Here is a 19,287-nt window from a genome sequence, read left to right as displayed (position 1 = left end):
TGGTTAAATTTTCAGGTTTGTTTGTTAGTTAGTTTTAAAGAAAGAGACCCCCGTTTTGTTCCCCCGTTCCCATGGCAAATATGTGAACAAAATTCTTAAAAAAAAAATCAAATTATATTGAATTTCTAGAAATTTTTCCTCATGTTTATTTGCTTTCCGAAACTACAAAAAAATATTTAAAAACAAGAATGAAATTCGACGAAATACAAATAAGGGTGAGATATGGTGAAACAGACCAAATGGGTGTAGTATACCATGGTAATTACGCGTTATACCTTGAAATGGGACGAATTGAGTGGCTTAGGAAGATGGGAATTTCATACAAATCCATGGAAGAAAACGGTATCATGCTTCCAGTTGTTTCTTTAAAGATAAATTATAAAAAATCAGCAGGTTATGACGATGTAATTAATGTAAAAACTCAACTTAAAAACAGGCCAACCGCTAAGATTGAATTTAACTATGAAATTACAAATGAAAAAGGTGAAGTTTTAACTACAGCAAGTACAACTTTAGTTTTTATAGATAAAGAAACGAATAGACCAACTAGAGCTCCAAAGTATATTTTGGATGTCGTAGATAGGTTATATTAAAGCGCTTTTATTGTTACTTCGTATAGTCTATTGAAATTATTATAGGTGGCCTCGGCATCTTTTTTTCTTACCGATATTATAATCTCACAATCCATTTCCATATTTTGATTGGTTATTTTTAAGTTTCGTTCTTTTACAATACGCATTACTGTATTCATGTTTTTGTAACCAAAAGAAACTAAAAAGTCGACATTAATTGTTTTTTCAACAATAGTAGATGATTCTAAAGTAAGTTGAGCTGTGGTTTTGTAAGCATTGATTAGTCCGCTAACACCAAGTTTAACGCCGCCAAAATAACGAACTACCACAATTAGAATATTGGTAACATCAAAAGATTGGATTTGATTATAAATGGGCATACCTGCAGAATTGCTGGGTTCGCCATCATCATTGGCTCTAAATAAAAAGGATTCTGTGCCAATTCTGTAAGCATAACACCAATGGCGAGCTGCATGATGTTCTTTCTTTAGAGCTTCGATGTGCTTCTTAACCTCATCTTCATTTGCAACAGGGTAGGCATAACCAATAAATTTACTGTTTTTGTCCTTAAACAAAATGCTTCCAGTTATTGAGGTTATGGTTTGATAAGTGTCCTGTTCTTTCAAAATAAAAAATTAAAACAAGTAACTTTTAGTGTTGAATAATGTTGAAACGTCTTCGGTTTTTGGGTTTATGTGCCACGAGTGAAAGTTCAAATTTTTTGCAGTTTCAATATTACTTTTGTTGTCGTCAACAAAAAGACATGATTCAGCATTTAGGTTGTTTTTGTTTAGTACATATTTGAAAATACTCTCATCAGGTTTTCTTAAATTAATTTCATGAGAAAGGTAAAATTTGTAAAAACAATTCTTGAACTCTTCAAAGAAAGGGATGTTTTCTTTAATCCAGTCGATATGAATTTCGTTTGTGTTGCTTAACAAGATTAATTTATAAGAGGCGTTTTCTTTTAAATCCTTTAAAAAGTTTAATCTATGCTTTGGGAAATCTGCTAAGATAGAATTCCACTTGCTAATAATGTCACCTTTGGATTGTTCTGGGAAATAATATTGGTAATTTGCCAAAAAAGTATCCTTTGAAATTTCTCCTTTTTCAAACAAGAGATTGGTTTTTATGATGTCATCAAAATGTTCGGAAGATTCAAAATGCTTGATATAGTCTATTGTGTAGGCATCATTTAAGTTTATGAATACGTTACCGAAATCAAAAATAATGGTGCTAATCATTTTTAAAAATTTTGAGAATCTCGGTATTTATTTTGGTTTCAGAAATTAAGTTCCCTGAAAACTTTGGTGCTTTTGTACCGCTTTTAAAAGTATTACTTCCCGTAAATACCCTGGCTTCATCCCAAAGATTTTCATCTATAAATGTTTGAAGGGTTTTACTGCCCCCTTCAATGATTACCGAATTGATGTTGCCTTCAAATAATAGGTCGCAAATTTGTTGCCCCACATTTTTTTTGAAATCGATAGTTTCATTTGAAACCACAACGGTTTCAGCATCATTATTAAAGATTTTAAAATCCCTAGAAAGTTTGTTGACTTTGTCTATTACAATTCTAATAGGGTTTTGCCCTGTCCAATCACGAACCGTTAAACTTGGGTTGTCTTGCAAAACCGTATTAGTGCCAACTAAAATGGCTTGTTCTTCGGCTCGCCATTTATGTACCAATTGCCTAGAGCGCTTATTGGTGATCCAAACGGGCTTTTGTTCATCTTTAGTTTGGGGCGCTATAAATCCATCCTCAGTTTCTGCCCATTTCAAAATAATGTAAGGGCGTTTTTTATTGTGAAAGGTAAAAAAACGCTTGTGGTGTTCTCTACATTCGTTTTCTAGAACTCCAACGGTAACATTGGTACCAGCTTCCCTTAATCGTTTAACGCCTTTACCAGCAACTAATTCGTTGTCATCCAAACAGCCAATAACTACATGGGGAATTTCATTTCTAATGATTAAATCGCTACATGGTGGTGTTTTTCCATGATGAGAACAAGGTTCTAGGGTGACGTAAATAGTAGACGCTTTTAAAAGTACTTTATTCTTAACGGACTTAATGGCATTAACTTCGGCGTGGGAGCCTCCATAAGGACTCGTATAACCTTCGCCTATTATCTTATCATTATGAACAATAATGGCGCCAACCATAGGATTTGGCCTTGTAGTTCCTAATCCGTTTTTGGCAATTTCTATGCAGCGCCTTATATACAACTCATGGTTTTCCAAAGCTATAGTTTAATTTTTATTTTATCGGTTTTTTCGATACTGTACTTATAAGAAAAGAACAAAGCCTTGTAAACAATATCGCCTTTATATTGAACCTTTATTTTTTTACTGAACAGACTATTAATTAATCCGCCAATACTTTTCCCGCTTAAAATGCTATCTGTTGGTATTTGAGTTTTTAACGGAATAGAAAACTCGGCTTTGGCAGGGACTTTAAAACTTTCGGTTGAAACGGTAGCCATTTCGTTGTCGTTTACATAAACTTTTATGGCATCGGTTTTTAATTCGCCTCCTATATCGTTGGGGTTTAAGAAAAAAGCATCGGCAGTAATTGTAACATATTTAGAGGTGGATTCTAACACCTTTATATTTTCTACTTTTATGAATTCGGGCTTTTCTTTTACAGAGCATCCCGAGCATAATATTGTTGATAAAATAATGAAAGCCCATATTTTCATAATTTCATATTTAAGTATCTTCACTTGCATAAAAGTACCGTTTTAAAGTGAGTAAAGATACTATTGTTATTCGAGAAATTCAGCCTCAAGACAATGCTCAGCTAGAGCAAGTTATTCGGGCATGTTTTCATGAGTTTAAAATTCCATTAGAGGGTACGGCTTATGAAGATGAAGAAACGCCAAGGATGTTTGAGTCTTATCAAAATGCTAACGATGTGTATTTTGTAATTGATAATAACGGTGAGGTTCTGGGTGGTGCAGGAATCAAACCTTTAAAAGATTTTGACAACAGTATTTGTGAGCTTCAAAAAATGTATTTTTCTCCAAAAGTAAGAGTTAAAGGTCTTGGTAAGAAAATGTTCGAAACCTGTTTAGAGGCTGCTAAAGATTTAGGTTATGCAAAATGTTATTTAGAATCGGCACCACAATTAAAAGCTGCCATTCATATTTATGAAAGTTATGGTTTTGAACATCTAGATGCTGCCTTGGGAAATACGGGGCACTATAGTTGTGGAGTTTGGATGATAAAGGATTTATGAAATTAAAAGACATTCAAAATAAATTCCATTCAGAATTAAATTCAATCTACCCTAAGGAAGAAATAGATAATTTCTTTTTTATGATAACCGAGGCTTACTATGGAATCTCTAGATTGCAATTGGCTATGGATGTGAATTTGGAGGTAGATAATTCCAATTCTATTTTTGATGCTCTAGTTTTATTGAGTCAAGAAAAACCGATACAATATATATTAGGAGAAACCGAATTTTTTGGATTGTCGTTTAAAGTGAACGAATCTGTCTTGATTCCAAGGCCCGAAACTGAAGAACTGGTTGATTGGATTGTTGGCTGTCATTCAGAGCGTAGCGAAGAATCCAGGGGGCTGCAAATATTGGACATTGGTACTGGAAGCGGATGCATTGCTATTACCTTAGCAAAAAAGCTACCTAAAGCTAAAGTATATGCTTTAGATGTTAGTAAAGAGGCTTTAAAAATTGCTAGCCATAATGCTGAACTCAATAAGGTTGATGTCGAATTTGTTGAGGATGATATTTTAAGACCGATGACCGAAGACCGAGGACCAAAGTTTGATGTGATTGTTTCCAATCCGCCTTATGTACGGAAAAAAGAAAAGGAGCTAATGAAACCAAATGTCTTGAATAATGAACCTCATTTGGCATTATTTGTTGAAGATGATAATCCATTGTTGTTTTATGATGCTATTTGCAGTTTTGCCAAAACGAATTTAAAGGCTGATGGTGCATTGTATTTTGAAATCAATGAATATTTAGGAAAAGAGATGCTTCAATTATTGAAAGATTATAACTTTAATAATATAGAATTAAAACAGGATATCTTTAAAAAAGATAGAATGGTTAAAGGAATATTAAGCAGTTAGCAATAGACAGTCGCAGTGTTTAGAGGATTGCATATTTAGTCCCGATAGTTATCGGGACTTAGTTTTGAGATTTTTTGTCTTTCCGTCTTAGCGCTTTTGCTAGAGGTTTTTGAAGAGCGAAGCATGAAGTTATCTAATCTCAGTTAACAACAAATATTTGTGAATTAGTGGTAAAAATGAATACAAAACAAAAAATAAATCAACTTAGAGCAGAACTCAGAGAACATAATTACAATTATTATGTATTGGATAATCCAACAATTACGGATTATGAGTTCGATATCAGGTTAAAGGAGCTTCAAGCCTTAGAAGATAAACACCCAGAGTTTTTTGATGCTAACTCGCCAACCCAACGCGTAGGAGGTGAGGTGACCAAAAACTTTGAAACGGTGACTCATGAATTTAGGATGTATTCTTTAGATAATTCCTATTCTAAAGAAGATTTACAAGATTGGGAAACAAGAATAAAAAAATTAGTTGATGGGGATATTCAATATACCTGTGAGTTGAAGTATGATGGGGCCTCTATGAGTTTGACTTATGAAAATGGTAGTTTAGTCAGGGCGGTAACTAGAGGTGATGGTTTTCAAGGGGATAATGTAACAGCTAATGTAAAGACCATTAAATCGGTGCCACTTCAATTAAAAGGAGATTATCCACCAAAATTTGAAATTAGAGGAGAAATTGTACTACCGTTCGATGGTTTTAATAAAATGAATGAGGAACGTCTTGCCAATGGAGAAGAGCCATATAGAAACCCAAGAAATACGGCGTCAGGAAGTTTAAAACTACAAGATAGTGCCGAGGTTGCAAAAAGACCTCTGGAATGCTTACTATATAATATAAAAGGACAAAATATTGGTATAAATACTCAATATGAGAGTTTGGAAAAAGCCAGAGCCTGGGGGTTTAAGGTCCCTGAGGCTTCGAAATTGGTAAATTCTATAGACGACGTTTTGAAGTTCATTGAATATTGGGATGTGGAACGACATAATTTGCCTTATGAAACCGATGGAGTTGTTATTAAAGTAAATGACCTGCAACAGCAAGAAGAACTTGGTTTTACATCAAAAGCGCCACGTTGGGCGATGGCCTATAAGTTTAAGGCAGAACAGGTTTCTACTAGGTTAAATAGTATCACCTATCAAGTTGGAAGAACCGGTGCTATTACGCCTGTTGCGAATTTAGAACCGGTGGAGCTTGCGGGAACAACAGTGAAAAGAGCGTCGTTACACAATGCCGATCAAATTGAAAAGTTAGATGTTAGGATTGGGGACGAGGTTTACGTTGAAAAAGGCGGGGAAATTATCCCTAAGATTTTAGGGGTGGATTTAAGCAAACGCCCAAACGACTCTACACCAACGGTGTACATAACCCATTGTCCTGAATGTGGCACTGAATTGATAAGAAAAGAAGGCGAGGCACAACATTACTGTCCAAACTACAATGGGTGTAAACCTCAAATAACAGGAAGAATCCAACATTATATTTCGCGAAAAGCAATGGATATTGAAGGTTTAGGTGGTGAAACCGTTGCTTTATTGGTTAGTGAGGGTTTAATTAAAAATTATTCGGACTTATATGAATTAACCAAAGAGCAAGTCATTCCTCTAGAGCGAATGGCAGAAAAAAGTGCTGATAATTTAGTGGAAGGTATAGCGCAATCTGTTAAAATTCCTTTCGAACGTGTTTTATATGCTTTAGGAATACGTTATGTAGGGGAGACGGTGGCAAAAAAACTAGCCAAACACTATAAAAGTATAGATGCCATAGCAAAAGCTTCTCAGGAAGATTTCGTGAACGTTGATGAAATAGGAATAAAAATTGCAGAAAGCGTTGTAGACTTTTTTGGTTCTGAAGAAAACAATGCCATTATTGAACGTCTTAAACAATTTGGGGTACAATTAGAGCTCTCTGAAGCACAATTAGAGGGGCAAACAAACATACTTGAAGGGCAATCAATTGTCGTGTCTGGAGTATTCGAATCTATATCCAGAAATGATTTAAAAAAGCTCATAGAGGATAATGGAGGAAAGGTAAGTAGTTCGATTTCTTCTAAAACAAGTTTTATTGTTGCTGGCGATAAGATGGGGCCAAGTAAAAAGGAAAAAGCAGAAAAACTCGATGTAATGATGATTTCTGAGTATGAATTCTTACAAAAAATAGAATAAATCAAAAAAATATCGATAAAAAGTATTTTTTTATCGTTTAGTAGCGTTATTTGTTTATATTTGTACAGAACCCAAATCTATTATAATGTACAAGTCGAAAGTCTTGGTCAGTTTAGTAATTGTTATTTATGTGTTGTTTGCAATATTTGGTTTTGCAGGCAACGAAGATGTTGCTTTTACATTAGACTCTCTCATTTTACCAGTTATTGCATTAATTTATTTTGCATTTTTTAAAAAGAAGACTGTTTTCTTTACCTTATTTCTGCTGTTTTACTCCTGTTCAGATTTGTTAGGGTTGATTATTGGGCATTTGCCTGAAGCATCTACAGCAACTATTGTTTTTGAATTGGATTATTATATCGGGAATTCACTTTATGTTTTATCTTATATCTTCCTGTTTATTGAAATTTGTAAGAGTTTGAATTTATCACATATACTAAAGAATTTTACGGTTCACATTATTGTACTATTGGGATTAAACGTATGGTTAGTTTATGTGTTACAATCCATTGTGCATTCTAACTACATCATGAAAAGTCAAATTTATTTGGAACTGACCTATAATATTGTCATGTTGGTATTGTTATCGGGATCATTGCTAAATTACTTTTATAGAGATAATCAAAAAGCATTGTACCTGTTTCTAGGTGCTTTATGTATCGTTTTTTCAGAAGTTATTGATGTGGCCTATATTTATATATCTCACAGAAGTCTTCTTAATTTCTTATCGACAACACTAGCTCTGGTTGCATTTTACTTCTTTTGTAGTCAAACGAGTTTTTCCAATAAGAAGCAAGAAGAAATACAAATGGCCTAAAGTTTAGTCATTATCTTATTTCCAAATAAGGAATGTCTTTTCTGTAGATGAAGAGTATGATGCCAGAAAGTGTAAAGGTTAATATAGCTGTAGTAAAAAGAACTCCGCCGTCGTTGTTAACTGTTATTCCTAATTGTGTAAGATGCATAAATATGGCACCTCCAATTACCCCCAAAGTAAGTAAAGCTCCCATCCATACACTTCTTGGTATTAATAGTAGCGCTCCAGCGATTAGCTCTAAAATCCCAATCCCTATCCTGCCGTAGGGCTCCATACCAACTTTGGTAAAAATGTAAACACTATCTGGATGTGCAGTGAATTTGAAGCGCAAGGTTTGAATTAAAATTATAGCAACAATAATTCTCAAGACCAAAGGAAGGTGTTTTTTCATCGTATTTTACATTTAAAAAATTAGACGAAATAATCCCTAAAGCTTACGAGGTGTTTATATTACTATTGAAGCACCGTTAGCAGATTTGTTTTTCTTGGAATCAAAATGAAAATCGATTTTCCCTAAGTTGATGCCATAACATCCCACTTGATTAACGAGCACCTGCTTGTCTTCAGAATTTTTAATAACAGTTGGTTTCTTTAAAAATGTATGGGTGTGGCCACCAATAATCAGATCTATATTTTTTGTTGAAGCGGCAAGTGTTAAATCGCAAATTGTTTCAGGGCTATTTTTGTAGTGGTAACCTAAATGGGAGAGGCAAATAACTAGGTCGCATTTCTCTTCAGTTTTTAAAATACGGCTCATGTCTTGAGCAATCTCTACAGGGTTTAAATATTTGGTTTCTTTATAAAGCCCTTTTTCAACCAAGCCTTCCAGTTTAATGCCCAAACCAAAAACGCCTATTTTTATACCGTCTCTTAAAAATAATTTATACGGTTTTACAAGGGTATCCATTACCGTATTGGAAAAATCGTAATTTGCTGATACAAAATCGAATTTTGCATGAGGTAATTGTGTAAATAAACCATCAATACCATTATCGAAATCATGATTCCCTATCGTAGCTAGGTCGTAACCAAGCATACTCATCAGTTTAAATTCCAATTCACCCCCGTAGTAATTAAAGTAGGGTGTTCCCTGAAAAATATCACCTGCATCAAGTAAGAGCGTATTTGGGTTTTCCTTTCTAATGGATTCAATGAGACTAGCACGTCTGGCCACTCCGCCTTTATTAGCATTTCTGCCTTCGTTTGGTCCAAAAGGGTCTATATGGCTATGAACATCATTGGTATGTAGGATAGTTATTTTCTTATTTTTTTCTGTACTAACGAAAGATTGGAGTCCTAAGCCACCAATGGTTAATGCACTTCCTACGGTTACCTGTTGTATAAAATCCCTTCTTTTCATGGCACATCTATTTTCTTATAAATCTATCGTCTTTAACAGGTTTTATGGTGTCTGTTCGTTTAAAGTAATCAATCATAGCATTTCTAATCTTATAATCTAAATCAACTACGCCTTCATTGGATTTAAAAAAATTCATATTATCGCCACCATTGTATAGATAATTACTCGTGGCGATGTGGTAAACCTTATTTTGCTCTATGGGTTTCCCATTAACAGCAACATTTTGTAGTTTATACTCTTGGTCTAATGTTATTTTCAATCCTAAAAACGGGTGAGCATTTTTGCTGGAAACCAAATAGGAAACCATTTCATTTAACGTTTCTCCCCTTAAGGCAACAACAACCATTTTGTTTTCAAAAGGCATGACCTCATAAGCTGTTCTTGTGCTAATGGGACCTTTAGGTATAGGTGCTCTTATCCCGCCATGGTTTAATAATACAATATCTATATTGTTGTTTGTTCTCTTTTTGAAAATAGGATTACCTTGAGCGTAAACAATTTCAGCCATTAAATTACCTATAGCTGTATTTAGTTCGTTGTCGTTTTTTGTATAGGTTTTTGGAGCATAGGATAAGGTGCTGTCTAAATCTCTTTCAATATGTGTTCTGTAAGGTTTTATGAAATCTTCAATTTCTGAGTTAGTGGAAATAGATTGAGAAATATTGATTTGTTTAGCCTCTATTTTAGTTAAATGTGTTTTACAACCTAAATGAAACAGGAGAAATAACAAAAAAAATAAATGTGTTAACCTCATGAAATTAATCCGAAATATGAATCTACTTTTGCTACCTTTGCGCAAAGTATAAAGATAAATGTTTTTAAAGGGTTTTAAGGAAAAATCTAATAAAAAGTACTTGAATAAATTGTTATCTGAAAGGCATGTAAATGTTACGAGTTCTGAGGTTAAAAGTTTAGGTGTTGTCCTTAATATCGATGAATATGAAGACATTGAATCCTTGAAGGCATTGGGAGTATTTTTTAATGTTCACCCTAATAACATTAAAATTATTGCTTTTTCCGAAAACAAAAGTGAGCAGTTAAATACTTGGGATGATTGTTTTGGTCCGAAGGATTTTGGATGGAAAGGAACGATAAATAACGAAGTGTTAAAATCATTTTTGGAACATGAATTTGATGTTCTTATAAGCTATTACAAGCAAGACCAAATTGAATTAAAATTGGTTACTGCGCTGTCTAAAGGAAAGCTAAAAGTCGGGATTTTACAGACAGATGAACGGCTCAATGATTTGATTATAAAAACTGATATAGAGAAATTCGAAGTGTTTAAGAATGAGCTTTTTAAATACTTAAAAATATTAAATAAAATTAGAAATGAACAATAAGTTTTTAGGAACTGGAGTTGCCTTAGTTACACCTTTTAATTCAGATTTAAGTGTAGATCACGACGCATTAAAGAACATAGTAAACTACAACATAGAAAATGGAGTAGAATACCTTGTTATTTGTGGTACAACAGGAGAAAGTGTTACACTTACCAAACAAGAAAAGAAAGCTGTTATCAAGACTATTTCTGAAACTAATAACGGACGATTACCTTTGGTATTAGGTATAGGTGGAAACAACACCGCTGCAGTTGTTGAAGAAATTAAAACTACCGACTTAAGTGGTATTGATGCTATATTATCAGTGTCTCCTTATTATAATAAGCCTACACAAGAGGGGTTGTACCAACATTTCAAAGCTATAGCAGAGGTATCACCAATAGATATCATACTATACAATGTTCCCGGTAGAACCTCTAAGAACATGGAAGCAGATACTACAATTAGGCTAGCCAACGATTTTAGTAACATAATAGCAGTCAAGGAAGCAGGTAATAATATGGCTCAATATTTAGAGTTGTTGAAAAACAAACCAGAAGATTTTCTAGTTATTTCTGGTGATGATGATTTAGCCTTAGGTGTTGTTTTAGCAGGAGGTGCTGGAGTTATATCGGTAATAGGTCAGGCGTTACCAAAAGATTTTTCTGAAATGATTCGTTTAGGACTTAAAGGAGATCCTAAAGCGGCCTATAAACTTCACTTTAAACTCATTGATGTTATTGGTTATATTTTTGAAGAGAATAATCCGGCAGGAATCAAGGCTGTTTTCGAGGCCTTAGGTTTATGTGCCGATACGGTAAGGTTACCGGTAGTACCGGCGTCTAGTCATCTTAAAGAAAAAATCAAGGCGTATTTAGCATAGAAGTTATTTAACTTTTTTAATTTAAGTGAAAAATAAATACTTTGTGATCAAATGCAGCATTTTTTTAGTTGCATATTAGTGCTACGGAACTCAAAAAATGTGAAATTTGGGTGCAAAAGACGATTTTTTTAACAAATTGAAAAGGTATAGATAACTTCTAGAAATGGGAAAAAAAATAAAAGATCCAGGGTTGGGTAATGCATCTGCGGCCTCAGCAGAACGTATGATGAACCCTAACGGCTCTTTTAATATCCTACATTTAAATAAAACACGCCGTTTTTCTGAAGCCTACAACTTTTTAGTTGAAATCTCCTGGTGGTATTTTTTCCTGCTAACCTTTGTGGTTGGTTTTGTTCTCAATGCTATATTCGCTCTTATATATCTGTTAATTGGTATTGAAACAATTACAGCTTCAACTGGAAATTTATCCGAAGATTTTTTTAATGCTTTTTTCTTCTCTGCACAAACATTCACCACTCTAGGTTATGGGGCCATGTCGCCAGAAGGGATGGCAAGCGGTATAGTATCGTCGTTTGAAGCCTTTTTTGGGTTGGTGGTCTTTGCCTTTATAACAGGGTTAATTTATGGTAGGTTTTCCAAGCCAAGGGCAGCAATTCGATTTAGCAAACATATTGTCTTTAGGGAGTTTGCTGATAATATGGCCATTATGTTTAGGATAGTGAACAATAGAAGGAGTATCATGATCTATCCCAAAGTTACAGTTACCCTGTCTTTAACTAAACAGAACGAGGATGGAGAATACACCAATAGTTTTTACAATTTAAAATTAGAACGGAAATCCATAAATTATCTACCAACAACCTGGACTATAGTCCATGAAGTAGATAAAGAAAGTCCCTTATCTGTGTTCACCAAAGAAGAGTTAATAAAGCAACAAGGCGAATTTTTGATAATGATAAGTTATTACGACGAATCTTTTAATCAAGAAGTCCATCAAATGCATTCTTATACCCTTGAGGAATTACGGTTAAATTACAAGTTTCAAAAAGCCTTTTATTACAACACCGATGGAAAAATGGTTTTAGATCACAAGCTGTTTGATAATATTGAAAAGTTAAATAATACTTAAACCTTGTCGCCGCTGTGTTTTACCTCTTATTTTAGCCGTAAATAATTATTTTTAAATTCCATATTATTAACTTAATTTTGCATTCTGTTTAAAATTCATGAGAAAGTTTTTTTACATAACAATTGTGCTGGTTCTTTTCAGTTCTTGTAACGAATATCAAAAGGTGCTAAAAGCTTCTGGAGAAGGTGCTACTAGAAAGAAATTTGAAATGGCAGAAGCACTTTACAACGAGGGTAAATATGCCAAGGCTAATAGGCTTTTTGCTCAGATTGTGCCAGAATTTAGAGGGAAACCACAGGCGCAGAAACTCATGTATCTTTATGCAATGACTTTCTATAAAATGGGAGATTTCTACATTTCCTCTTATAGATTTGAACAGTTTACAACAGCATATCCCAAAAGTGAAAAGCTAGAAGAAGCCTCGTTCTTGAGTGCTAGAAGCTACTATGAGTTATCTCCTGCCTACACCAAGGACCAGAAAGAGACTATGGAGGCTATCGAGAAAATACAAGGGTTTATTAATCGTTTTCCAAGTTCTGAATATTTAACTGAAGCCAATAAACTGGTTAAGGAGTTAGAATTTAAATTAGAACAAAAAGCATTGGGCATTGCGAAACAGTACAGTGAAATAGCTCCTGGCTACACAAGAGATTTTAAAGCTGCAATTAAATCTTTTGATAATTTCCTTTTTGAGTTTCCAGGGTCTAGTTTAAGGGAAGATGCTTTGTTTTATAAACTAGATGCTGTTTACAAACAAGCAGTCAATAGTTATGAAATCATTAGGTCAGAAACCGATGGAGAATTGGTAGAATTAAGAAAAGAGCGTTTGCATACTACTATGGAGATGGCTAATTCATTCAAAAAAAGTTTTGGAGAGTCAAAGCATATAGACAAGGTTAATGAAATGACTGAGGTTGTTGAAGAAGAATTAAAAAAGTATAGCGTAAAAAGTTAAATATATATTTAAAATGGATTTAAAGAAAATCAATGCTCCTGTTAACACAGTAACTTACGATAGGAATCAGGTAGATGAACCAACAGAAAACATCTACGAATCTATTTCTATTATTGCTAGAAGAGCAGAACAAATTAATACAGAGATTAAGAAAGAACTTATCGATAAGTTAGAAGAATTTGCTACTTACAACGATAGTCTTGAAGAAATCTTTGAAAACAAAGAGCAAATTGAGGTTTCGAAATTTTACGAAAAGTTACCAAAGCCTCATGCTTTAGCCATTCAAGAGTGGTTAACAGACAAGATTTATTTTAGAAATACTGAACAAGACGCTCAGTAATAATTTCTTATGAGTATAATAAGCGGCAAAAATATATTGTTAGGCATTAGTGCTGGCATTGCCGCTTATAAAACTGCTTCATTAGTTAGGTTGTTTATAAAGTCGGGTGCCAATGTAAAAGTTGTCATGACACCGGCTTCAAAAGAATTTATAACACCCTTAACTCTCTCCACTTTATCAAAAAACCCGGTGTTTTCCTCATTTGTAAACGAAGAAGACGATAATGCTGTTTGGAACAATCATGTAGATTTAGGTCTTTGGGCAGATTTGTTTGTGGTTGCTCCAGCCACAGCGAATACATTGTCTAAAATGGCAAATGGGGTCTGTGATAACCTATTTTTGGCCACCTATTTGTCTGCTAAATGCCCAGTGTATTTTGCGCCAGCCATGGATTTGGATATGTACAAGCACCCAACAACCAAAGCTTCTTTTGAAAAGTTAAAAAGCTTCGGTAATGTTATGATACCTGCAACAAGTGGTGAATTGGCCAGTGGTTTAATTGGAGAAGGAAGAATGGCAGAGCCAGAAGATATCGTTTCATTTATCGAAAACGATATCTTAGATAAGTTGCCACTCAAGGGGAAAAATATACTTATAACGGCAGGACCTACTTACGAAGCCATTGATCCCGTTCGTTTCATAGGGAATCATTCCAGCGGGAAAATGGGTTTTGAAATAGCTAGAGCTGCAGCTAACCTTGGAGCTCAGGTGTTTTTGGTTACCGGTCCAACTCATCAAAAAACTACTCACAGTTTGATTAAGGTCTTACCTGTTACCAGTGCAGAGGAGATGTATGCCCAAGCACATAAACACTACAAAGATGTTGATGTGGCTATACTTTCTGCTGCAGTAGCAGACTACAGACCAAAAGAAGTGGCCCTAGATAAAATAAAAAAGAAGGATGCTGCGTTAACCTTAGAATTAGAGAAAACTAAAGATATCTTAGCGTCTTTAGGAGATATAAAAACAGACCAATATTTAGTTGGTTTTGCGCTAGAAACTAATAACGAAATTGAGAACGCAAAAGATAAATTAAAAAGAAAGAATTTAAATTTAATTGTTTTAAATTCGTTAAACGATAAAGGTGCTGGATTTAAAGGGGATACAAATAAGGTAACTTTTATAGATTCCGAAGAAAATATTACCGAGTATCAATTGAAATCTAAAGCTGAGGTAGCGGTAGATTTACTAAACAAAATAATAGAGCAAATTAATGCGTAAGATAGTTGTAGTTTTAACTTTTTTTATCGGGTTATTAGGGGTTTCACAGGAACTAAATTGCGATGTTGTTGTAAACGCACAGTTCACCGGTAACGAGAACTTTCCAATATTTAAAACTTTGGAAAAGCAGCTTACAGAGTTTGTTAACAATACCAAATGGACGGATAAAACCTTTCTTCCTCAAGAAAAGATTAATTGTAGTATGGTTATAAACCTAACAAACTACACAGGAGGAGAAACTTTTCAGGCCACTTTACAGATACAGTCTTCTCGACCAGTTTATGGGTCATCCTACAGTACGCCAGTGTATAGTTTTAACGATAGGGATTTTACATTTCAATATCTAGAATATCAAAATTTAATATATAACCCCACACAATTTCAATCCAATTTAATTTCGGTATTGTCATTTCACGTATACATGATTTTGGCTTTGGATGCTGATACCTTCAAACCCAATGGAGGCGATGCATATTTAAAGCAGGCTATGGCAATTTTAAATTATTCCCAACAAGGAAATTTTAAAGGCTGGAAATTAGAAGATGGCTTACAAAGTAGGTTCATGCTTATAGATAATATGTTGTCGCCCACTTTTAAAGAGTATAGAGATGTTTTAAATACCTATCATATTGAGGGGTTAGATGTCATGGCAGAAAATCCTAAGGCAGGTAAAGAGAAAATAGCTAGTGCGTTAAAGCAATTTCAAGTTTTAAACAGAAGAAGGCCTAATTCTTTTTTACAACGTACTTTTTTTGATGCTAAGGCCGATGAGATTGCACAGGTTTTTGGCGGTGGACCAAATGTAGATATTGCTAGCCTCAAGGAAATCCTTCAAAAGGTTGCTCCTATGCACAGTTCTAAATGGCAAACTATTAAATACTAAAATGATAGTATACAGTTTACAGTTGCAGTTGGCCGTCATCTTATACTGAGAACTGAAACTGAGAACTGAAACTGAATAATGCTAACGTCACTTTCAATAAAAAACTACGCTTTAATTGACAACCTTCAGGTTGACTTCAATAATGGGTTTTCTATTATTACAGGTGAAACTGGAGCGGGAAAATCAATTTTATTGGGCGGATTATCTTTAATTCTTGGTAAACGTGCCGATTTAAGTAGTTTAAAAGACGCTTCAAAAAAGTGTATTATTGAAGCGGTTTTCGATGTTTCAGATTATAAATTAGAGGCTTTGTATAAAGCTGAAGATTTTGATTATGAAACCCAAACAATAATTAGGAGAGAGATATTGCCTTCTGGTAAGTCCAGAGCCTTTGTAAACGATTCCCCTGTGAACCTTAATAGCTTACAGCTTTTAGGAGCTCATTTAATTGATATTCATTCGCAACACCAAACGTTACAACTTACAGATGATGCGTTTCAGTTTAAAATTATTGATGCTTTAGCTAAAAATGAAGATTCATTAAACCAATACCATAAAGAATTAAAAGTCTACAGGACACTTAAAAAAGAATTAAATGAACTTTTAAGCTTTCAGACAGAAGCGATAAAAGAACACGATTATAATTCGTTTTTATTAAAAGAGTTAGTCGATGCTAACTTAGTTGAAGGCGAATTAGAACGTTTAGAAGTAGAATACGATACACTCAATAACATTGAAGGTATTCAAGAGCATTTAGTTGAAGCCTATCAATTGTTGAGCGATGAACAAATAGGAGTACTTTCAACACTTACATCTTTAAAAAATACATTTCAAAAATTAGCTGGAATGTCCTCGAAATATGAAGATTTGTTTAATAGGGTGAATAGTAGCCTTATTGAAATGGATGATGTTTTTTCGGAGGTTAATCTATTACAAGATGGTTTAGATGCAGATCCAAAACGGTTAGAAGAGGTGGATTCTAAACTAAAAACGTGGCACGATTTAATGCAAAAGCACGTAGCTGAAAATATTTCAGAGTTAATAGAAATCAGAGCTGGGCTGGAAGAAAAAGTATCTGTTACCGAAAATTTAGATGATACCATTTCAAAAAAAGAAAAAGAAATAGCCGTGCAGGAACAGAAGTTAAATGCTTTAGCCGAAACCATTCATAAAAGTAGGGAAGCTTCAATTCCTGAGTTAAAAGAACAGTTAGAAACTATTTTGGGCGATTTAGGAATGGCCAATGCCCAATTTAATATTGAGGTTAGTTTACAGGATAGCTTTTTGCCAAACGGAAAAGATGCACTATCCTTTTTGTTTTCTGCAAACAAAGGCGGAAATTTCAATGAGTTGAAAAAAGCGGCATCTGGAGGTGAGTTATCAAGAATCATGTTGGCTATTAAATCTATTTTATCAAATTATATCCAGTTACCAACCATTATGTTTGATGAGATAGACACGGGTGTTTCGGGAGAGATTTCTAATAAAATGGGGGATATTATGTTAGGCATGAGTAAGACCATGCAAGTATTTTCCATTACGCATTTACCACAAGTGGCTGCCAAAGGGCACTCGCATTTTAAAGTGTACAAAGAAGATGTTGATGAGGTAACCCGAACTAATTTGATCAAGTTAAATCATGATGAGCGTATTGTTGAAATTGCTCAGATGCTGGGTGGTGTAGAAATGTCGTCTTCAGCAATAGCTCATGCAAAGGAATTGTTAAACTGAAAAAATGAATAGTTTAAAGCCAGAAGTTAAAAGTTTAGTATTTTTGAAACCTGTTTTGAACGAATTAAACAAATCAACGAATAAACATCTATAATAACTAACCAAGATATGTCACATAATTTATTAAAAGGAAAAAAAGGAATTATTTTTGGAGCTTTAGATTCTAATTCAATTGCATGGAAAACAGCAGAGCGTGTTCACGAAGAAGGCGGGGAGTTTGTGCTAACCAACGCACCTGTGGCAATGCGAATGGGACAAATAAACGAATTAGCAGAAAAAACAGGTTCTCAAATTATTCCTGCAGATGCCACTTCCGAAGAAGATTTAAAGAATTTGATAGAGAAATCAATGGAAATCTTAGGCGGAAAAATAGATTTCGTTTTACATTCCATAGGAATGTCTATCAACGTTAGAAAAGGTAAGCATTATACAGACCAAAACTATACTTGGACACAAAAAGGAACAGACGTATCGGCTATGTCTTTTCACAAAGTAATGCAAACGCTTTACAAAGCAGATGCTATGAACGAATGGGGAAGTATCGTTGCTTTAACTTATATGGCGGCACAACGCGTATTTCCAGATTATAACGATATGGCAGACAACAAGGCTTATTTAGAGAGTATTGCGCGTAGTTTCGGTTATTTCTTTGGTAGAGATAAAAAAGTACGTGTTAATACAATTTCTCAATCTCCAACACCTACAACTGCTGGTAGTGGTGTTAAAGGATTTGATGGTTTCATTTCGTATGCTGAGAAAATGTCGCCACTAGGTAACGCTACGGCTATGGATTGTGCTAATTATACCGTTACATTGTTTAGTGACCTTACAAAACGTGTAACGCTACAAAATCTTTATAACGATGGCGGATTCAGCAACATGGGCGTTAGCGATGCTGTTATGAGTACGTTTATGGGTGAAGAATAAAATATATTAAAATATTCTATCAGGCCTGCCAGGTTTTTAAAACCTAGCAGGTCTTTTTTGTTACATTTGTGTAGTCTAGTATCATAATTTATAAAGATGGAAAATAAAATCGATACATATATTGTCGATTCGTTTACAGATAAGCCTTTTAGGGGTAATCCGGCTGGAGTTTGTTTGATAGAAGATGATTTGAACGATGAATCAATGCTTGCTATTGCCAAAGAATTAGGTTTGTCTGAAACCGCATTTATAAAAAAGTTAGACACTAAGAATAAATACGCTATACGTTATTTTTCACCTAAAATGGAAATTCCATTATGTGGGCACGCTACATTAGCGTCTTCAAAAGTCCTTTTTGAAAGAGATTCAGCAATAACAGACATTCATTTTGTTAATATTCAAAATATCGATTTATTAATCGGGAGGGAAGGGAAATTAATTAAAATGGAATTTCCTGTATATGGAACAGAATCGGCAGAAGTCCCTAAACCATTATTAGATGCTTTAGGTCTCAAAAAAGTTAAAAATATTGAATTCAATAGGGAAACAAATATTCTACTCTTAGAAATAGATAGTTGTAAAGCTTTAACCGAATTAAAGCCCGATTTTGAAGCATTGTATCGTTCCCATAAATCAATAAATGGTGTTTTGGTTACTTCTTTATCCAATAAGGATAATTTTGACTTTGAATCGAGATATTTTTGGCCTTGGAGTGGAACTAACGAAGACCCTGTAACAGGAGGAACACACACTTTTTTGGCAAAATATTGGAGTGAGCGCTTAGGAAAGAAAAAAATGAACTCGTTTCAATGTTCTGATAGAACAGGGTTTATGGAGGTTGAACTAATTAATGATAACAAGGTAGTTATTAAAAGTACAGCTCAAATAATATTAGAAGGAAGTTTAAAACTGTAAAA

Annotated in this window: 22 protein-coding genes; 15 read left to right on the top strand and 7 right to left on the bottom strand. The window is 34.2% G+C overall.

Annotated elements, in window-relative coordinates; genetic code table 11:
• The first annotated feature begins 188 nt into the window (after positions 1–188).
• Positions 189–593: a thioesterase family protein gene (locus M0214_RS15285; RefSeq protein WP_248723427.1), complete on the top strand. Its 405-nt coding sequence runs from the start codon at positions 189–191 to the stop codon at positions 591–593.
• Here M0214_RS15285 and M0214_RS15280 read toward each other — a convergent pair.
• The 4 genes from M0214_RS15280 to M0214_RS15265 are packed head-to-tail and all read right to left on the bottom strand — an operon-like array spanning position 590 to position 3,301.
• Positions 590–1,198, bottom strand: coding sequence for a YigZ family protein (locus M0214_RS15280; RefSeq protein WP_248723426.1), 609 nt, complete (start codon positions 1,196–1,198; stop codon positions 590–592). The genes M0214_RS15285 and M0214_RS15280 overlap by 4 nt on opposite strands.
• A 9-nt stretch (positions 1,199–1,207) precedes the next feature.
• Positions 1,208–1,816, bottom strand: coding sequence for an HAD family phosphatase (locus tag M0214_RS15275; RefSeq protein WP_248723425.1), 609 nt, complete (start codon positions 1,814–1,816; stop codon positions 1,208–1,210).
• Positions 1,809–2,813 carry a bifunctional diaminohydroxyphosphoribosylaminopyrimidine deaminase/5-amino-6-(5-phosphoribosylamino)uracil reductase RibD gene (ribD, locus tag M0214_RS15270; protein WP_248723424.1) on the bottom strand — a complete coding sequence of 335 codons (1,005 nt, stop codon included), beginning with the start codon at positions 2,811–2,813 and terminating at the stop codon, positions 1,809–1,811. Before ribD ends, M0214_RS15275 begins: the two co-directional genes overlap by 8 nt.
• Before the next feature lie 2 nt (positions 2,814–2,815).
• On the bottom strand, positions 2,816–3,301 hold the full coding sequence (locus tag M0214_RS15265; RefSeq protein ID WP_248723423.1) for an LEA type 2 family protein: 486 nt from the start codon (positions 3,299–3,301) through the stop codon (positions 2,816–2,818).
• A gap of 17 nt (positions 3,302–3,318) precedes the next feature.
• On the opposite strand from M0214_RS15265, the gene M0214_RS15260 reads away from it, so the two are divergent.
• The 4 genes from M0214_RS15260 (at position 3,319) to M0214_RS15245 (ending at position 7,658) form a co-directional block, all read left to right on the top strand.
• Complete coding sequence (locus M0214_RS15260; protein WP_248723422.1) at positions 3,319–3,810, top strand: GNAT family N-acetyltransferase; 492 nt, start codon at positions 3,319–3,321, stop codon at positions 3,808–3,810.
• Positions 3,807–4,670 carry a peptide chain release factor N(5)-glutamine methyltransferase gene (gene prmC, locus M0214_RS15255; RefSeq protein ID WP_248723421.1) on the top strand — a complete coding sequence of 288 codons (864 nt, stop codon included), beginning with the start codon at positions 3,807–3,809 and terminating at the stop codon, positions 4,668–4,670. The genes M0214_RS15260 and prmC overlap by 4 nt, the downstream gene beginning before the upstream one ends.
• A 176-nt stretch (positions 4,671–4,846) precedes the next feature.
• Positions 4,847–6,841, top strand: a complete 1,995-nt coding sequence (gene ligA, locus M0214_RS15250) for an NAD-dependent DNA ligase LigA (protein WP_248723420.1) — start codon at positions 4,847–4,849, stop codon at positions 6,839–6,841.
• Positions 6,842–6,926: 85 nt separating this feature from the next.
• Positions 6,927–7,658, top strand: a complete 732-nt coding sequence (locus M0214_RS15245) for a hypothetical protein (protein WP_248723419.1) — start codon at positions 6,927–6,929, stop codon at positions 7,656–7,658.
• A gap of 10 nt (positions 7,659–7,668) precedes the next feature.
• Here M0214_RS15245 and M0214_RS15240 read toward each other — a convergent pair whose 3' ends face one another.
• The 3 genes from M0214_RS15240 to M0214_RS15230 are packed head-to-tail and all read right to left on the bottom strand — an operon-like array spanning position 7,669 to position 9,772.
• Positions 7,669–8,049: a DoxX family membrane protein gene (locus M0214_RS15240; RefSeq protein ID WP_248723418.1), complete on the bottom strand. Its 381-nt coding sequence runs from the start codon at positions 8,047–8,049 to the stop codon at positions 7,669–7,671.
• Between the two features lie 54 nt (positions 8,050–8,103).
• On the bottom strand, positions 8,104–9,018 hold the full coding sequence (locus M0214_RS15235) for a bifunctional UDP-sugar hydrolase/5'-nucleotidase (protein WP_248723417.1): 915 nt from the start codon (positions 9,016–9,018) through the stop codon (positions 8,104–8,106).
• 7 nt (positions 9,019–9,025) lie between these two features.
• Positions 9,026–9,772, bottom strand: coding sequence for a 5'-nucleotidase C-terminal domain-containing protein (locus tag M0214_RS15230; RefSeq protein WP_248723416.1), 747 nt, complete (start codon positions 9,770–9,772; stop codon positions 9,026–9,028).
• Positions 9,773–9,830: 58 nt separating this feature from the next.
• Here M0214_RS15230 and M0214_RS15225 point away from each other — a divergent pair, with 58 nt between their 5' ends.
• The 10 genes from M0214_RS15225 (at position 9,831) to M0214_RS15180 (ending at position 19,285) form a co-directional block, all read left to right on the top strand.
• Positions 9,831–10,361, top strand: coding sequence for a hypothetical protein (locus M0214_RS15225; RefSeq protein WP_371873513.1), 531 nt, complete (start codon positions 9,831–9,833; stop codon positions 10,359–10,361).
• A complete protein-coding gene (gene dapA, locus M0214_RS15220) occupies positions 10,351–11,223 on the top strand; it encodes a 4-hydroxy-tetrahydrodipicolinate synthase (protein WP_248723414.1) in 873 nt (290 codons plus the stop codon). Before M0214_RS15225 ends, dapA begins: the two co-directional genes overlap by 11 nt.
• Before the next feature lie 163 nt (positions 11,224–11,386).
• A complete protein-coding gene (locus M0214_RS15215; RefSeq protein WP_248723413.1) occupies positions 11,387–12,313 on the top strand; it encodes an ion channel in 927 nt (308 codons plus the stop codon).
• Between the two features lie 97 nt (positions 12,314–12,410).
• Positions 12,411–13,268, top strand: a complete 858-nt coding sequence (locus tag M0214_RS15210) for an outer membrane protein assembly factor BamD (RefSeq protein ID WP_248723412.1) — start codon at positions 12,411–12,413, stop codon at positions 13,266–13,268.
• 13 nt (positions 13,269–13,281) lie between these two features.
• A complete protein-coding gene (locus tag M0214_RS15205) occupies positions 13,282–13,608 on the top strand; it encodes a DNA-directed RNA polymerase subunit omega (protein ID WP_248723411.1) in 327 nt (108 codons plus the stop codon).
• A gap of 9 nt (positions 13,609–13,617) precedes the next feature.
• Positions 13,618–14,829: a bifunctional phosphopantothenoylcysteine decarboxylase/phosphopantothenate--cysteine ligase CoaBC gene (gene coaBC / locus M0214_RS15200; RefSeq protein ID WP_248723410.1), complete on the top strand. Its 1,212-nt coding sequence runs from the start codon at positions 13,618–13,620 to the stop codon at positions 14,827–14,829.
• Positions 14,822–15,712 (top strand): DUF4835 family protein, encoded by an 891-nt coding sequence (locus M0214_RS15195; protein WP_248723409.1) that lies wholly within the window; start codon positions 14,822–14,824, stop codon positions 15,710–15,712. Before coaBC ends, M0214_RS15195 begins: the two co-directional genes overlap by 8 nt.
• 78 nt (positions 15,713–15,790) lie before the next feature.
• Positions 15,791–17,443, top strand: coding sequence for a DNA repair protein RecN (gene recN, locus M0214_RS15190; RefSeq protein ID WP_248723408.1), 1,653 nt, complete (start codon positions 15,791–15,793; stop codon positions 17,441–17,443).
• Between the two features lie 108 nt (positions 17,444–17,551).
• On the top strand, positions 17,552–18,370 hold the full coding sequence (locus M0214_RS15185; protein ID WP_248723407.1) for an enoyl-ACP reductase: 819 nt from the start codon (positions 17,552–17,554) through the stop codon (positions 18,368–18,370).
• 96 nt (positions 18,371–18,466) lie between these two features.
• Positions 18,467–19,285, top strand: coding sequence for a PhzF family phenazine biosynthesis protein (locus tag M0214_RS15180; RefSeq protein ID WP_248723406.1), 819 nt, complete (start codon positions 18,467–18,469; stop codon positions 19,283–19,285).
• The last annotated feature ends 2 nt before the right edge of the window (positions 19,286–19,287 follow it).

The sequence above is a fragment of the Seonamhaeicola sp. ML3 genome (assembly GCF_023273855.1).
GTDB lineage: Bacteria > Bacteroidota > Bacteroidia > Flavobacteriales > Flavobacteriaceae > Seonamhaeicola.
Note: the sequence above shows the minus strand (reverse complement) of the source record. Positions and strands in the feature narration are given on the sequence as shown.

Bases quoted from the DNA above. Each gene is read 5' to 3' on its own strand.
- M0214_RS15285 (WP_248723427.1), top strand. From the start codon at position 189: ATGAAATTCGACGAAATACAAATAAGGGTGAGATATGGTGAAACAGAC.
- M0214_RS15275 (WP_248723425.1), bottom strand. From the start codon at position 1,816: ATGATTAGCACCATTATTTTTGATTTCGGTAACGTATTCATAAACTTA.
- M0214_RS15265 (WP_248723423.1), bottom strand. From the start codon at position 3,301: ATGCAAGTGAAGATACTTAAATATGAAATTATGAAAATATGGGCTTTC.
- prmC (WP_248723421.1), top strand. From the start codon at position 3,807: ATGAAATTAAAAGACATTCAAAATAAATTCCATTCAGAATTAAATTCA.
- ligA (WP_248723420.1), top strand. From the start codon at position 4,847: ATGAATACAAAACAAAAAATAAATCAACTTAGAGCAGAACTCAGAGAA.
- M0214_RS15245 (WP_248723419.1), top strand. From the start codon at position 6,927: ATGTACAAGTCGAAAGTCTTGGTCAGTTTAGTAATTGTTATTTATGTG.
- M0214_RS15240 (WP_248723418.1), bottom strand. From the start codon at position 8,049: ATGAAAAAACACCTTCCTTTGGTCTTGAGAATTATTGTTGCTATAATT.
- M0214_RS15235 (WP_248723417.1), bottom strand. From the start codon at position 9,018: ATGAAAAGAAGGGATTTTATACAACAGGTAACCGTAGGAAGTGCATTA.
- M0214_RS15230 (WP_248723416.1), bottom strand. From the start codon at position 9,772: ATGAGGTTAACACATTTATTTTTTTTGTTATTTCTCCTGTTTCATTTA.
- M0214_RS15225 (WP_371873513.1), top strand. From the start codon at position 9,831: ATGTTTTTAAAGGGTTTTAAGGAAAAATCTAATAAAAAGTACTTGAAT.
- dapA (WP_248723414.1), top strand. From the start codon at position 10,351: ATGAACAATAAGTTTTTAGGAACTGGAGTTGCCTTAGTTACACCTTTT.
- M0214_RS15215 (WP_248723413.1), top strand. From the start codon at position 11,387: ATGGGAAAAAAAATAAAAGATCCAGGGTTGGGTAATGCATCTGCGGCC.
- M0214_RS15210 (WP_248723412.1), top strand. From the start codon at position 12,411: ATGAGAAAGTTTTTTTACATAACAATTGTGCTGGTTCTTTTCAGTTCT.
- M0214_RS15205 (WP_248723411.1), top strand. From the start codon at position 13,282: ATGGATTTAAAGAAAATCAATGCTCCTGTTAACACAGTAACTTACGAT.
- coaBC (WP_248723410.1), top strand. From the start codon at position 13,618: ATGAGTATAATAAGCGGCAAAAATATATTGTTAGGCATTAGTGCTGGC.
- M0214_RS15195 (WP_248723409.1), top strand. From the start codon at position 14,822: ATGCGTAAGATAGTTGTAGTTTTAACTTTTTTTATCGGGTTATTAGGG.
- recN (WP_248723408.1), top strand. From the start codon at position 15,791: ATGCTAACGTCACTTTCAATAAAAAACTACGCTTTAATTGACAACCTT.
- M0214_RS15185 (WP_248723407.1), top strand. From the start codon at position 17,552: ATGTCACATAATTTATTAAAAGGAAAAAAAGGAATTATTTTTGGAGCT.
- M0214_RS15180 (WP_248723406.1), top strand. From the start codon at position 18,467: ATGGAAAATAAAATCGATACATATATTGTCGATTCGTTTACAGATAAG.